This window comes from Bdellovibrio sp. SKB1291214, assembly GCF_002209355.2.
GTDB lineage: Bacteria > Bdellovibrionota > Bdellovibrionia > Bdellovibrionales > Bdellovibrionaceae > Bdellovibrio.
This window is the reverse complement of record NZ_CP106855.1, coordinates 3,508,543-3,522,333: the sequence shown is the minus strand read 5'-3', so window position 1 is coordinate 3,522,333 and position 13,791 is coordinate 3,508,543. Positions and strand designations below refer to the sequence as shown.

Below are 13,791 nucleotides of genomic sequence, written 5' to 3'. Positions count from 1 at the left end.
AGAGTCATTATGAGAATGAAGGCGCGTTTCATCAATTCCATCACCATCCCTAGAATCTAAACGAGAACTTTGTGTTGTATCTGCGATCTTCTTTAGGTGCGGTACTGGTGCCGATTTCTTCGCCATAGCTTGCGAACTGCCACTGCCAACGCTCTGATGCGATCTCAAGACCTGCGGTCCAATACCTTTGATTATAACCTGCACGAACAAAGAACACATCGCCGAAGTTCATTTCAAATCCACCATGGATCAATTTGGCTTTATCTTCTTCATCACCTGATGTTAATAAGCCACGGTATTCAACCGTCCATGCAGAACGTAAGTAATTTGTGTGTATTGGAAACAACGCTGCTCCCACATCGAGATCTTGCTTTACCAAATTGGGACGATTGGATGTTGCAGAAGACTGACGGAAAGAATCCATCTGATTAAAGCTTGTTCCACCTACGTCATGCAGAACTGCCGTCAATGTTGGCAGATAAGTCCATGGAGCTGACAACATCAATGCTAAGTCATTCGATAAACCAACTCCAGAATTCGCGATTTGACTGTATTCCATTGATCCGACGCTGCTCAGTGTTCTGTTATCAGTTTCAATACGATCGATCAGTTTAGAATTGAATCCGATTTTCACGCGTCCATCAAACAGACGGAAGTTAAAGCCCAGTACCAACGCTAAATCACTGCGATAGTATGTATCAATCGTCGAGCCATCAGAGCTCATCTGTGCATCAAGCAAATAATTATTATAAAGACCGATACCGAAGTTTCTCATCACAAGTGAGGGAAAAATCTGTCCTTTGGCGTGATAATATTGATCCCGATTTTGATTTAAATAGTCTTTTACACCCGACAAATTGAAAGGATTTGTATAGTTGTTTGCAGAAAAGGCGCTTAACGCCGCCTGATTCATTTCCACTTCGGGGTCTATGATCGTTCCGTAAAAATCACGAAGTTTACCCAGTGCCGATGGATTTACAATCAATGCTGTTTCATCGTTCACAACCGCCAGACAAGCTCCGCCCATTGCTTCACAACGAACACTGGAATAAAAACCACGTCGTTCCGCCGCGTTCACATCGAATGCAAACGCAATCATCAGAAATATTTGAATGATGGTGATCCATAAAATCCGTTTCATAGTTCCATCCGTTCCAGGGTTTCGCGAAAAATTTCCTATTTTTCGTCTAAAGACTTATCGGTCGAGATCAGCCTCACATTGAGACGTCTTAAATAAATACGGTACAAAGTCCGGTGTTAAGCCCCCCGCTGAAAGTCCGATAAGTAATCATAAAGCAAATATATCAGTTCACGTCCGAGGAGTTTTGCGATGGTTCATTCAAAGTTTACAGCCGTATTGGCTGGTCTAGGATTTCTGGCTACGCTGTCAGCGTGTAGTGCTCAATCCGACAAAGATAAGTTAATGGAAGCTCAATTCTGCCTTGATGAATCGACAGCGGCCACAGCACAGTCCTGCGTATCATCCATCGCTTATATGCAGACTTCCCAGAGCTATGCTCTGCAGTGTGCCGCGGGCTTTATTGAAAGCGGCGTAACTTCTCCTGCAAATCTTTCTCAGGCATTGGATTCTATCTCGAATAACAGCAACTCTTCGACAGCTTTGCTTTCTGCGTTGAATATGGGAAGTGTTTCGTTGGCGAACAATACCGCTGAATACTGCGCAAAATCCGGCCAGGTTGGCTTCTCTCTTTTAGGAGCAATGGCTAAAAGTGCTACTTCTATTGCTAGTGCAGCTTCCTCATTGGGCCTAGGTTCTTGCAGTACTGATCTCTCACAGTGTGACACTTCTCAAATTGAAGACACTATCACTGAAATTCAAAAAACAATTAACAGTGATCCTAGTGCCACGATGAGTTTGGCAGATGCAACAGCTGCGGTGGAAGCAATCGCTAGCTCGATTCAAACAGTTTATACGACAACATGCGGGACTACGGGGGCAAACCAGGATATTTGCGATCCTATTAAAACGGCGATCGCAGATGCCGGTGTCGATATTACGGATCCAAATCTGGATCTTGTAGCTCTAGGAAAAGAACTTCTAGCTCAATGGAAGCCATAAACGAAAAAAGCCCGGTCTCCCGGGCTTTTTTTTTATTCAATCGATTTTAAAAATCAAGATTTAAGCGAGTCGCGTAAACACGACTCTCGATAGGTGTATTAATTGTCCCTACGTTATTCGCATAACTGACAACATCCAGATTGAAGATACCAAGCTCTGCTGAAAGCCCTGCTGTCCAAAAACCTTGGCTAAAACCAGCGCGGTAATGACCTTTCCACCAGGAATACACAGTCCAATCGAACTCTACACCAGCATGAGAGCCCTTCACAAGAGACCAAGAGGGATGTCCGATATCGCGAACGTCCATCACAAAACGACCACCAAAGATCCACGCGCGCGGAAATTCAAATCTCGAACCCACGTCAAGAACACGATAGTTCTTTTCAGGAGTTCCATAGATTTTCTTTTCATCCACCGTGGCATTTTCATCTTTTTTGATTAGTTTCAAAGAATTATTGAAGCCTGTTTCAGCGATATTTCTAGCAACTAAACCAATTGTAGGTCGCAGGTATTGGAAGAACGATAAAAAACCCGTCGCTGGAACTTCCGGAGTCCACAAAAGGCCCAAATCTGCGTCAATCGTGTAGCCTTCTAACATATCTTCTTTTTTAACGATTTCGTCACTAGCCGCAAGATCCACGGCACTTAGAATTTTACTGTAGAAGCCACGATTCACGAATTTACCAGTGATACCCCAAGACAGTCTGCCATGATCGACAGCTCGAATATCGTCACCATACGACAAAGCCAACGTTGTATCAGCATAAACTGTCGTATACATACTTGGACCCACAGTCTTATGATTTTGAATCTCAACGGAAACATCGGCAGGAATAAAGGCGATACCCCATTTAGGACGAACCCACACGCCTTCAAGAGGCGTCAAACGTAACGAATAGACGTCGCCATAGTGACGCTCGATCATTTCCAAATAGGCTTGCTGTTTTTGCTGATCGGTTTGATTCGATTCTTCGATCTCTTGATATTCGTCATAGAAGTCTTTGGCTCCTGGTGTTCCTTCCAGTCCCAGCGACAAATTCACTTGCCCGGATTCTCGGCGAGCTAATCCTGCCGGATTGTAGAATATCGAAGAGTAGTCATCTGCAACTGCAACAAACGCATCCCCCATACCGAGTGCACGATGGGATTGGTAGGAGTGGTGAATCGTGGTACTGACCGACTCAACCATGTCGGCGCGCGCGGTAGTTAGTGAAAAAAACGAGCCGAAGCTTGCAGCGAGGAGAAGCGATCCTCTTTTTAAAAACATAGATTGTCTCCAATTTACTTTTACAAAGATTGTAGACGTAAATTATACTTTTTCTTATGCGTGTTTTTGTAGTTTCCCTTTTTTTGACCTTGGTCGTGTTGTCAAAAGTGAGTCTCGCGGCTCCTACTGCGACGACCACATTAGAGACAACTCCACTGAGCGGCGAGAGCGATGCTTATCTCTCTGACAAAGCTGCCGTGTTGCGCACGCCCGCTCCCACATGGCAGTTGGAATTGACTGGCGGATTTGGTGGCGGAAATTATTTGGAACGGGGTGAATGGCCGCAGGGACCTAATTTTGGATTGCGCTTTGCCAATCTTGAACACGAAAAACCTAAATGGGATCTTCAGTTGTCTTTCGAAAAGGACAATGTGGTCGGAATTTTCGGGGCTCGTCGCTGGTTTCTCGAAGAAGACAAGTTCATCCCTTACGTGCGCCTTGCTTTGGGAACTTATTTGGATCCCGAGGCGGAGCTCGCAAATCTGGTGGAAATTAAACGCTTTAGAGCCCGTGCTGGCGTGGGTTTAGGGGAAAAGCTCTTCTTCGAATTCGGTTTTGGCCTAGCTGTTGCGGGCCCCGATCTATATGCGCTTTTAGGCTACGGATTTAGGTTTTGACTGCTTGCTTCATAGGCAGGTCTTCATTGCCACCTACCCGGTCCATTGGTACTCATGGGCCCATGAAAAACACTATTTTTGCTTTAACAATCGCATTCGGTTTAACAGTTAACGCTTCCTCTTTAGGCGAGCTTCGTGGCATCGGAACAGTGACTGCTTCCTATGACCAATTCAACGGAAAAAAGACAGTTCGCAAATACGAGAACTGCAGAATCTCGATGAACCTAAAACGTTCAGCAACTTCATTAACAATGGATTTCGCAGCTATCGAATGTTTAGCAACAAATGATTTTTTTGGAACTTACTATGTCAAAGGCAACAAGTTGGTTGATGAAAAAGGCAAAGTAAAAGGTCAGGTCCTTGCGGATGGCACGTTCCAAGTCAGCGAGAAATCATCTCGCTTGATCAAAGGAACGATGACAGAGTATGAGTTCGGCGGAGGATTCCCTCCAATGCCAGGTTCCCCAGAAAATGGTGGTAATTTCCCAGACCCAAGAAATCCACATCGTTGTGTTCCTGTTGTTCGCAAAAATAACGTGGAGTTGATCAAAGTTGTGACCTACAAAATCAAGCAACTTGAAGATCGCACATGGAAAGTACAACGTTCTACAAGCGAAGATCAATTGGCTTGGGGAAGCAAAGCGGGCCGCGGCGGATGCCCTGGAACAAGCTTCAAAACTAAATTGGGATCCACGACAGACTTAAACGTGATTCTAAAATAAAAAAGGGAGATCGATGATCTCCCTTTTTCATTTTAATTCCTTCAGCCACTGATCCAACCGCTCGACTTCTTTCAGAAGGTGTTGCTCGTCGCGGTTATTCTGCAAAACAAAATCTGCTTCAGCTTCTTTGCTTGCAATGGGAATTTGCGAAGCGATGCGCATGTCGATTTCAGCCTCAGTCAGCTGATTTCTGCGCATCAACCGCTCCTTTTGTTGGCTCTTAGTACACGACACGACGATGATCGCATCAAAATTTTCTTGGGCATGGGTTTCAAATAAAAGTGGAATATCATAAATCGCTAAAGTGGTGCGCATGTCTTCGAGGTTTTGACGGCGGCGAGCAATTTCCTTACGAATTAAGGGATGAGTGATGGATTCTAAAACATGAAGGCGATCCGGATTTCCAAATACAAGACTTCCAAGCTTTCTGCGGTCTAAAGAGCCATCGGGTAAAAGAACACCTTCCCCGAATTCTTTTACAACCGCCTTAAGTCCAGGTGTACCTGCTCTGACAACTTCGCGAGCGACTTCGTCCGCGTCAACCAGACTATAGCCTCGATCGCGCAGCATACGACTAACCGTGCTCTTGCCACAAGCTATACCTCCGGTCAGTCCTATCCATTTCATAACCAAAACTCCTTTAGCTGACTATTTATTTTACCGATACTCCAATCAAAGGGGAACATGATTTCATGTCTCAAGCTGTAGAACAATTCGGTAAATACATTCTGTTAGAGAGAGTTGCCGCCGGCGGTATGGCCGAGGTGTATCTTTCTAAGTCTACAGGCGCTGTAGGTGTAAATAAGTTTGTAGCTATCAAACGTATCCTGCCTCAGTACTCTGATCACCAAGAATTCATCGAGATGTTCAAAGAAGAGGCGAAAATCGCTGTCAACTTGAACCATGGTAACGTTGTCTCAATTTATGACTTCGGTGTCGAGAGAAACCAATTCTTCCTCGTAATGGAATTCGTTGAAGGTCGTAACCTTCGCCAGATTCTAAATGAACTTAAGAAAACTACGACATCCTTCACCATTGAGCAAATCGTTTACATGATGAAGGAAGTGGCTGCAGGTCTTGACCACGCTCACCGTTGCATTGACGGTACAACAGGTCGCCCTTTAAATATCGTTCACCGCGATATGAGTCCACAAAACATCATGGTCAGCTTTGAAGGCGAAGTTAAAATTATCGACTTCGGTATCGCTAAAGCGGAAACCCAAATTGAAGCAACTAAAGCTGGTACTCTTAAAGGTAAATATGGCTACATGAGCCCTGAGCAAGCGGACGGTCAAAACATCGACCCACGTACAGATATTTTCTCTATGGGTATCGTATTGTGGGAGCTTTTGGCTAACGACCGCTTATTCACTTCAAACAGTGAAGCAGCGATCTTGCGCAAAATCCGCGAGTGCCAAATCCCTAGCATCCGCAAAATCAATCCTTCTGTTCCTCCAGAATTAGAAAGAATTGTTAACAAAGCATTGGCTAAAGATCGCAGCCTTCGTTACCAGACTGCAGCTTCTTTTCACCGTGATTTGAACAGATTCCTAAATACACAATATCCCGAGTTTTCTCCTCAGGATTTCTCCGTATTCATGAAAAATGCGTTCTCTGCTGCATTCCTTGAACAACGTCGCAAACAAGTTGAGTTTGCAAAAGTTCAAGCGCAACCTACTGAAGATAAAACAGTAGTTACGCAAACAGATACACGTATTCCACCACAAAGCGTTCCTACTCCTCCAACAGCATCTGCTGCAGTGGACGATTCTGGAAACTTGGATATCGACACTTCGACAGATATCCGTGTTGACCTTAAAGATTTGAAAACGCCACCAAAGCCAAACACTTTAAGTGGTTATACAAATACTCAAGGTCGCACAGGCACGATGACCCGCAACCCAACATCGCTTGGAGCAGTTCGCGCCGGTACGAACTCATCAATTCATTTTAGAAAATCTTCGAATCTAACGACCTGGGCATTGCGTGGTGCAATTGCGATCGCCGCAGTGGTTGGTGGCGTTTATGCTTTCCAAAACTTTGCTCCCAAGAATAACTTCCACGAGCAAGTTGGCTTAAAACCAACGACTCCTCCACCGGCGCCTTCACCAGCAGTCCAAGCTATCGCAACCACGACAACTCAAACTCGTGAAGATGCTTCGACGGCCAACTACACAGTGTCGATTTACAGCAATCCACCAAAATCACGCATTGTAATCGATGGCGTTGACACGGGTGAATTCACTCCGCACAGCATGCAAAGAAAGGCTAATACCCCTTTCAGTCTGCGCTTGGTGAAAGAGGGCTATACAGATTTAGTAACAACCGTAACCCCAACTTACGAGGCGTATTCATTTACTGGTACTTTACAAGCGCTTTCAAGAGTGGCATCAGTTTACATTAATATCGTAAACGGTGGTGCGAACTCGGAATTAAGAATCGCTGGAGTTCCAGTAGCTATCCGCCCTACAGGCGAAGGTTACACTATTCAGGCAGAAGTCGGTGTTAAGATTCAGGCTTACAATAAAGTGACAGGTCTTTCAGCAGAAAGAACTGTGCAAATTCCAGCCAATCAAAAACAAACCGTTGAGCTTTTCCTGAAATAATTCGCAGCACTGACATTAAAGCAACCAGGAGTATTTCATCATGAAGACGAATTCTCTGACCCTTGGTCATTCTATTCTGACAATGACGTCACGCGATCCCAAACACGTGGCTATTAAATTTAAAGCCGGCAACAAGTGGACCGAAAAATCCTGGAAAGAATACTATCAAGATATCGAAACAATGGGCGCCGCCCTTTTGTCTTTGGGTATTAAACCCGGTGACCGCGTAGCCATCATGGCCAACACTCGTTACGAATGGTCTGTCAGCGATTACGCGATCTTTGGCATCAAAGCCATCACAGTGCCAATCTACCAAAATAACATTGCAGAAGACGTTGAATACATCCTAAATAATTCTAAAGCCCGCTTTTTGATTTGTGAAAGCCGTGGCCCTTTGAAAACTTTTGAATCCATTCAGTCTAAATGCCCGCACGTGGAGAAAATCCTTTTAATGGATACTTCTCACACTCCGAGCGAAAACCTGCCTTGGAATCAACTGATGAAAATCGGTCAAGAGTACTTGGCGAAAAATCCCACATGCTATAGAGATCTTTGCGCAACCTTGAAAACAGATGATATGGCGACGATTCTGTATACGTCAGGCACAACGGGTTTACCTAAAGGCGTGGTTTTGACTCACCTTCAAGCATTCAACGAAGTCAGCGAAGCTTTCCCGTTTGCGGGTGCTGTTCCTTCAGACGTATCTTTAACATTCTTGCCTTACGCGCACATCTTGGGTCGTATCGAACATTGGGGCCACATGTTTATTGGCTTTACGATGGCCTATGCTGAATCCCTGGAAAAAGTTCGCAATAACTTAGCGGATGTACGCCCGACCATTCTGGTATCAGTTCCACGTATCTTTGAAAAAATCCACAGCGCTATCTTAGCTCAAGTCCAAACTCAGCCCTTGAAACTGAAACTTTTCAATTGGGCGGTTGAAGTGGGTCGCGAGGTGGGTGAATATAAACTTTCGGGTCAAATTCTGCCTATCGGCTTATTGGCTAAATACGAACTGGCTAAAAAACTGGTTCTTGGGAAGATCACAGAGGCCTTTGGTGGTCGTTTGCGTTTTGCTATCAGCGGTGGTGCTCCGATTTCTAAAGAGATCGCTATGTTTTTTCACTCGGCGGGTATTTTGATTTTGGAAGGTTACGGCCTGACAGAAACCACTGCAGCTATCACTGTCAACACGCCATTCAATTATCGCTTTGGCAGCGTAGGTCGACCTATCGGTGACGTTGAATTGAAAGTCGCAGCGGATGGTGAGATCCTTGTGAAATCATCGAAAGTCATGCGCGAATACTATCAAAATCCAGATGCTACGAAGGAAGCTTTCACTGATGGATGGTTCCACACGGGCGACATCGGCGAGATCATGCCAAGCGGTGATTTGCGTATCACAGATCGCAAAAAGGATTTGATTAAAACAGCAGGTGGAAAATACGTGGCACCTCAACGCTTGGAAACTTTGTTGGTCCTCTCCCCTTATATTTCCCATGCCTTGATCCATGGCGATCAAAAGAAATACATCGTGGCATTGATCTTCCCAGATCAAGCAGCTGTGACGATGCTTGCGAAAGAAAAAGGTATCAAATTCGGTTCTTGGGATGAATTGGTGACAAGTCCGTTCGTTGAAGAATTGATCCGTAATGCAGTCGCTGACGCAAACTCGCAGCTTGCAAGCTACGAGAGCATCAAAAAACATATTATCATGCGCAACGAGCTGACAGTGGAAAACGGAGAATTAACTCCTTCCATGAAACTAAAACGCAAAAAGCTGGATCAAAAGTTCAGCACCGAAATCGAAAAAATGTATGCATAAAAAAAAGCCCGGTTCTGACCGGGCTTTTCGTTTTTAATGATGGCATAGGCTGCTGCAATAGAGCGCAATATTTATGGCGCTAGCTACTTAATTTGCGGAGAGCAAGCAGAACAGAATGATTTCAGTTCAAACTTCTCAACTTTGCCATTTGCAGTTTGTTGGCTTTTCACCATGCCAAAAACAGTCACCTTAGCAGCATACCAAGATCTTGGCATCATCGCTCCGTCGCCACTGATGCAAGTGTCGAAAGTCCCTGCGGCAACATTCACCGTCTCGTGTTCATAGCCCGATTTTGTATCCATGCACTCTTCAAAAAACTTATCTTTTTGCAGAGCCACTAAATCAAGGACTTGAGTTTGTGTTGTTTGCTCGCCGTTAATGTCACGAAGCGTGTTTACGGTTGCCATCTTTTGTTCCGTATCGATCGAAGTGATGGTCCAAGTTTCACTTCCATCGGACTTGTCCTGGCCATTCTGCATAGAATACCTATAAACAGCAGTATCCCCCACTTTCGGAGCACAAAAGGCTGACAAAGGAAAAGCTGTCATAGCGAACAGAATCAAAGTTTTCATGAGAGTCCCTTTTCACGAAAATTATTTTCAGGAACTAAACAGCTATCAACCAATTGAGTCCGAATCAAAAGGATTGATCAGTCCATGGAACAGAAAACAACTCCACCCCTGACACCACAATAACAATTAAAGAGCTACGATAGCTTCAGCGATTTCCAAATCTGAAGCAGGAGCTGACGGAGCCGCTTGGCGAACAAGTTCTAAAGCACGTTGCAAACGAACATTGCGAATTTCACCGCCAGTGCCAACGAAGACAGCTGCATCATCTTTTGCTGCAAGGATCATCTTGTATTGTTCTGGTGAGATTGCATTTTTCGTCGTTATAAAAGGGCCCACGATAGTCCAAAGTGGGGCCATCGTAGTGGCAGCAAATCCAGCACGAGTTGCATCTTGATTATCAAGTGCTAATACAGAAACGGAAGAAATAGTAAGAGCAGCAATAACTGCGAATTGAGTTCTAAACATAAAAGCCTCCAAGTTAAGGAGGCTTTTATTGTTCGACTTTGCTGTGTACTCAATTTTCAAAAGATAAATTGAAATATTTGCGGTCCCAAAAAGTTAACAAATCCTTAGATTAAAATCTGATGGCGCCACTTTGCAGCTGATCGAAACCAGCAAAGGCTTGTTTCAAAGTGTCACTGAAAACTGTCGAGCGTCCCTCTGCCACATCATATGTTCTGCAGGGAACAGAGAACACAACCTTAAAGGCCTTACATTTTACTTTGGTGTTGCAGCTTGAGTTGTTGCACGCAATTGAAGTTCCCTCAAAGAAACTCAAGTAAGGTTTAGAGCGGAACTCTTCGTTAGCGATGGCTGCTTTACAAGCGTTGTATTTGCTTAAAGATCTATCAGAAGGACACATCCAATCTGCCAAAGCTTTTACAAATTCCTCGCGTGAAGATGTTGGCGTGGCCGGAGTACTCGTTGGGTAAAGCATGGTTAAATGAACCAGTGCTCTTGGAATCATTGAAGAGTCTGGTGCAAACACTTTATAGAATCCAAGACCGCGACTGAAGTTACCAAATGAATCGTGATAAGTGATATTTACGGGCTTTAAGCGCACACAACGACCATCTGCACAGCTGACCGTATTTTTCGTCAACTGAGATGTGCTGTCCTTCCATGACATATTGGAGGGATAGAAACCCGGATCGTTATAGTACCAGTGCCCATCGTTTTTCAAATTTTGGAAATTAGATCCTGCGAAAGAACCAAATACAGGACGATTCCACAAACGAGCGGCCGTCGGTGCTAAGAACCAAGCAGAATTGCAAGAGTGAATCACTGCGAAACCATCGGATCTGATAAAGCGACCCAACTGGGCAAACGCCGCATCGTCATGATCTAAACGTTTATACTTCGTTTGCAAACGGAAGCCGTTGTATGTATTGGCATGACCATAAAACTGCATGGAACTTGCGCGCACCTCAAGACTCTGAAGTGTTGCAACCAAACGATCCCCCGTTAAATGATCCTTATCAGCACGACGAAGAGTCAATCCGCCCTTTTCCAGCAGGCTGCCTTCATAACCCGCGCTGCTGTTTACCGCCGCGATGATCACGCGCTGTCTTTGTGGAAAGCGATCTCGAGAAATTTTTGCCGCCAAAACTGCAGAATGAGTAAATTGATTGCCTTGATCCCCGCCAAAACCCGCAATGAAAACATCCGTTGGGACATTGGGATCGATGCGTGAAGGCTCTGTTGCCACGATATATGCAGAGGCATTTTGAACTGCCAGAACAAGCCCCAGAGACAATAAAGAATAAATCCATTTTTTGAACATAGCTTTGGCTCCATTTCTAAAAGGAGCACAGGCTATAGCATGTTGCCAAAGATGAAGGTCCTTAGAATTTTGCAATCTAAGGCCCTTATTTTTCGGTTGATTCAGCAATTACATATAGAAACGAAAGCCTAAAGAAAGGTAGCCGCCTGAAAGATTCAGTTCGCGATTCGATGCGCCATTCTTCACGGTGTCGCCGCTAGAAACCGCACCATTAAAAGTATTGTAGTCGTGAGAGTACTTTAAATTATCGAAACGCAGTTGGCGGTAACCAAACTGAAACACATAAGTAGTTTGCTCGGACAAAACTCCCTCGTACCCCAAACCTGCGGTTATTTCGGTGGCCGTCCCCTTAGATTCAATCATGGTGGCAACACCAGGATATGCTGCAGTTCCAGCCGCTGTGAGGGTATAGGAATTTTTTAAGGTCACACTGACATATCCAAGACTTGCTGACACAAAAGATCGGGACTCATTATCGCCGTGAAGATTGAGTTCAATTCCAACCTTAGGTGCGTATCCTAAGATATCACTGTCGCCTGAATAAACTTGGGTACCGCCTGTATCGACTCCTGAAAATCCCGCAACAGAATTAGGTTTTAAAAACTCGATTCCAAATGTAAGATTCATAGGTCTTGTCGAAACAACGGCACCAAACTCCCCGCCATAGACGTACTTGGAATCCCCAGAAACAGTGATGTTGCTGGCTTCATTTTCGTAACCAGATTTACCAACGCCTGAAGGCCCTCCCATCAGAGTGAAATACGGGGCCACGGATTCTTTGTTAATATCAAAGAGTCGCGCCTCCGCAACACCACCTGAAAATAAAAGGACCAAACTTGTCAGCAACCTCATAGGGGATTATTCCGCCAACAAATCCACGACGACCTTGGAAGTCGTTTTTTTACCTGCCACTTGATACACGCGCACTTTGGTATTTTGTTTCAAATCCATCGTCAGATTCAAAGAGTTATCAACCGGATCCAAGTTCATCGCTGTATTTTTAATGGCGACAGAGTTTCTAAGTCGGTGATTCAAAGCAACCTCGTTCACTAACGAGTTCGGCATTTGCGCAAAAGACAAAACCAAACGTTGCGGTTTGTTTTTTAGCTCTGCGTGGAAGTATCCAGGCCAGCCCTTCATTTTTCCACCAGCCTGATCGCCCACGTCGAAAACCAGGCGCTCTAATTTTTTGCCCTTTGCAGCTGTTTTTCTGACATCCAAAAGAGTGAATCCAGAACCCGCCAATCCACCGTAAAGCTCACCTTTACCAGACAGAATTTTTGGGGCCGCCGTATTTGTTTTTTTAGGAATTGCTGCACTTACCGGAAGTGCCAACAAAAGAGAGAATAAACATCCCATGTATTTCATAATCGATTCCTTTCGATCGGTCTAAGCTCCAATTCCATCGGAGCCACCACTCTTTAATGCTGCCATCCAAAATCCCGCCTGCCTACTCTTTTGCGGCGCAAGGTGCCCAAAAGCGGCATCACCCCTGCAATTTCTGCTATTCAGCTCGAATATAAGAGGGTTTCAAGATGAGACACTCAGGGCACGCCTCTTGAATTACAGGGCAATGATGATGATTTTACTTTTTTAGGAGTACCTATGAAAAGGCTCTTTGTGTTTTTAATGACGTTGGTTGTAGTAGCTTGCGGAGATGGCGGCGGAGGCGGTGGTACCGACACGGCGACGACTCCGGTGCAAGGTGATGCTCGTTGTATTACTTCAAGTACTCTTTGCAATAACACAGTTTATGGAAACTATCCGGGCTGGCAGCCCTATACGTTCCCCTATGGTGGAACGAACTATAACTATCAAACATACTTTCAACAGTATGGAGCTTGTGGATGCCCAGTAGGTTTCGCACCAGCATATAACTCGGTCATGGGTATGGGTTGTTACCGTATTCAAGCGGGCTTCAATTGGAATTTGCTCTATTCGTTCACTTACAATACCTACAATGCGAATGCATATGGGTATGCACCTCAATCTGGTTACAATTTCCAACAGGTTTCTGCGATGCCTAACGGGAACGGTGCGAACTGTACAGGTCGTATTGCTACGAGCTGTTTGATCGACCAAGCAAATTCTTGCGGTACTACGGGCGCGACTTGCCAATCGATCGGGTCTGGCAACTTGGGTGTTTGCGTGAGTGGTTATGGCTACGGTTACAACACAGGCTACAACTATAACACTGGTTACTACCCAGGTTATGGTTATGGCTACAACACGGGTTATGGCTACCCTGGCTACGGTTACGGTGTGGGCGCGGGTATTAGCGTCGGCGTAGGTGTTGGCTTCGGTTACCGTTACTAATTT

14 protein-coding genes are annotated in these 13,791 nt (G+C 45.0%); 6 read left to right on the top strand and 8 right to left on the bottom strand.

Translation table 11 applies throughout. From position 1 onward, the window contains the following. Nucleotides 1–49: 49 nt before the first annotated feature. Nucleotides 50–1,141 carry a hypothetical protein gene (locus B9G69_RS17315; protein ID WP_088615402.1) on the bottom strand — a complete coding sequence of 364 codons (1,092 nt, stop codon included), beginning with the start codon at nt 1,139–1,141 and terminating at the stop codon, nt 50–52. Nucleotides 1,142–1,330: 189 nt separating this feature from the next. Here B9G69_RS17315 and B9G69_RS17310 point away from each other — a divergent pair, with 189 nt between their 5' ends. Continuing rightward, nucleotides 1,331–2,080: a hypothetical protein gene (locus B9G69_RS17310; protein WP_088615403.1), complete on the top strand. Its 750-nt coding sequence runs from the start codon at nt 1,331–1,333 to the stop codon at nt 2,078–2,080. Between the two features lie 46 nt (nt 2,081–2,126). Here the strand turns inward: B9G69_RS17310 and B9G69_RS17305 are convergent, their stop codons facing one another. Next, nucleotides 2,127–3,347 (bottom strand): hypothetical protein, encoded by a 1,221-nt coding sequence (locus tag B9G69_RS17305; protein WP_088615404.1) that lies wholly within the window; start codon nt 3,345–3,347, stop codon nt 2,127–2,129. A gap of 56 nt (nt 3,348–3,403) precedes the next feature. Between B9G69_RS17305 and B9G69_RS17300 the strand changes: the two genes are divergently transcribed. Both B9G69_RS17300 and B9G69_RS17295 read left to right on the top strand, forming a co-directional pair. Next, nucleotides 3,404–3,964 (top strand): hypothetical protein, encoded by a 561-nt coding sequence (locus B9G69_RS17300; protein WP_088615405.1) that lies wholly within the window; start codon nt 3,404–3,406, stop codon nt 3,962–3,964. A 62-nt stretch (nt 3,965–4,026) separates the two neighbouring features. Next, on the top strand, nt 4,027–4,686 hold the full coding sequence (locus tag B9G69_RS17295) for a hypothetical protein (protein ID WP_088615406.1): 660 nt from the start codon (nt 4,027–4,029) through the stop codon (nt 4,684–4,686). 27 nt (nt 4,687–4,713) lie between these two features. Here B9G69_RS17295 and coaE read toward each other — a convergent pair whose 3' ends face one another. After that, on the bottom strand, nt 4,714–5,313 hold the full coding sequence (gene coaE, locus B9G69_RS17290; protein ID WP_088615407.1) for a dephospho-CoA kinase: 600 nt from the start codon (nt 5,311–5,313) through the stop codon (nt 4,714–4,716). Nucleotides 5,314–5,378: 65 nt separating this feature from the next. On the opposite strand from coaE, the gene B9G69_RS17285 reads away from it, so the two are divergent. Together B9G69_RS17285 and B9G69_RS17280 are read left to right on the top strand one after the other, a co-directional pair. Further along, the gene (locus B9G69_RS17285; protein WP_088615408.1) at nt 5,379–7,292 is read left to right on the top strand and encodes a serine/threonine-protein kinase; all 1,914 of its coding nucleotides are present in this window, start codon (nt 5,379–5,381) and stop codon (nt 7,290–7,292) included. Nucleotides 7,293–7,332: 40 nt separating this feature from the next. Further along, nucleotides 7,333–9,117, top strand: a complete 1,785-nt coding sequence (locus B9G69_RS17280) for an AMP-dependent synthetase/ligase (RefSeq protein WP_088615409.1) — start codon at nt 7,333–7,335, stop codon at nt 9,115–9,117. Nucleotides 9,118–9,200: 83 nt separating this feature from the next. On the opposite strand, the gene B9G69_RS17275 is transcribed toward B9G69_RS17280, so the two are convergent. The 5 genes from B9G69_RS17275 to B9G69_RS17255 form a co-directional block, all read right to left on the bottom strand. Then, nucleotides 9,201–9,689 (bottom strand): hypothetical protein, encoded by a 489-nt coding sequence (locus tag B9G69_RS17275; protein ID WP_088615410.1) that lies wholly within the window; start codon nt 9,687–9,689, stop codon nt 9,201–9,203. A gap of 126 nt (nt 9,690–9,815) precedes the next feature. Then, nucleotides 9,816–10,154, bottom strand: a complete 339-nt coding sequence (locus tag B9G69_RS17270; RefSeq protein WP_088615411.1) for a DUF2388 domain-containing protein — start codon at nt 10,152–10,154, stop codon at nt 9,816–9,818. A gap of 109 nt (nt 10,155–10,263) precedes the next feature. Next, a complete protein-coding gene (locus tag B9G69_RS17265) occupies nt 10,264–11,472 on the bottom strand; it encodes a hypothetical protein (RefSeq protein WP_088615412.1) in 1,209 nt (402 codons plus the stop codon). A 108-nt stretch (nt 11,473–11,580) separates the two neighbouring features. Continuing rightward, on the bottom strand, nt 11,581–12,324 hold the full coding sequence (locus tag B9G69_RS17260; protein ID WP_088615413.1) for a hypothetical protein: 744 nt from the start codon (nt 12,322–12,324) through the stop codon (nt 11,581–11,583). 6 nt (nt 12,325–12,330) lie between these two features. Then, on the bottom strand, nt 12,331–12,840 hold the full coding sequence (locus B9G69_RS17255; RefSeq protein ID WP_254916860.1) for a hypothetical protein: 510 nt from the start codon (nt 12,838–12,840) through the stop codon (nt 12,331–12,333). 237 nt (nt 12,841–13,077) lie between these two features. Between B9G69_RS17255 and B9G69_RS17250 the strand changes: the two genes are divergently transcribed. Further along, nucleotides 13,078–13,788, top strand: coding sequence for a hypothetical protein (locus B9G69_RS17250; protein WP_176400951.1), 711 nt, complete (start codon nt 13,078–13,080; stop codon nt 13,786–13,788). The last annotated feature ends 3 nt before the right edge of the window (nt 13,789–13,791 follow it).

Excerpts from the sequence above, each read along its gene's own strand:
- B9G69_RS17275 (WP_088615410.1), bottom strand. The coding sequence starts at position 9,689 with ATGAAAACTTTGATTCTGTTCGCTATGACAGCTTTTCCTTTGTCAGCC.
- B9G69_RS17250 (WP_176400951.1), top strand. The coding sequence starts at position 13,078 with ATGAAAAGGCTCTTTGTGTTTTTAATGACGTTGGTTGTAGTAGCTTGC.
- B9G69_RS17260 (WP_088615413.1), bottom strand. The coding sequence starts at position 12,324 with ATGAGGTTGCTGACAAGTTTGGTCCTTTTATTTTCAGGTGGTGTTGCG.
- B9G69_RS17280 (WP_088615409.1), top strand. The coding sequence starts at position 7,333 with ATGAAGACGAATTCTCTGACCCTTGGTCATTCTATTCTGACAATGACG.
- B9G69_RS17255 (WP_254916860.1), bottom strand. The coding sequence starts at position 12,840 with ATGAAATACATGGGATGTTTATTCTCTCTTTTGTTGGCACTTCCGGTA.
- coaE (WP_088615407.1), bottom strand. The coding sequence starts at position 5,313 with ATGAAATGGATAGGACTGACCGGAGGTATAGCTTGTGGCAAGAGCACG.
- B9G69_RS17270 (WP_088615411.1), bottom strand. The coding sequence starts at position 10,154 with ATGTTTAGAACTCAATTCGCAGTTATTGCTGCTCTTACTATTTCTTCC.
- B9G69_RS17305 (WP_088615404.1), bottom strand. The coding sequence starts at position 3,347 with ATGTTTTTAAAAAGAGGATCGCTTCTCCTCGCTGCAAGCTTCGGCTCG.
- B9G69_RS17315 (WP_088615402.1), bottom strand. The coding sequence starts at position 1,141 with ATGAAACGGATTTTATGGATCACCATCATTCAAATATTTCTGATGATT.
- B9G69_RS17310 (WP_088615403.1), top strand. The coding sequence starts at position 1,331 with ATGGTTCATTCAAAGTTTACAGCCGTATTGGCTGGTCTAGGATTTCTG.
- B9G69_RS17265 (WP_088615412.1), bottom strand. The coding sequence starts at position 11,472 with ATGTTCAAAAAATGGATTTATTCTTTATTGTCTCTGGGGCTTGTTCTG.
- B9G69_RS17295 (WP_088615406.1), top strand. The coding sequence starts at position 4,027 with ATGAAAAACACTATTTTTGCTTTAACAATCGCATTCGGTTTAACAGTT.
- B9G69_RS17285 (WP_088615408.1), top strand. The coding sequence starts at position 5,379 with ATGTCTCAAGCTGTAGAACAATTCGGTAAATACATTCTGTTAGAGAGA.
- B9G69_RS17300 (WP_088615405.1), top strand. The coding sequence starts at position 3,404 with ATGCGTGTTTTTGTAGTTTCCCTTTTTTTGACCTTGGTCGTGTTGTCA.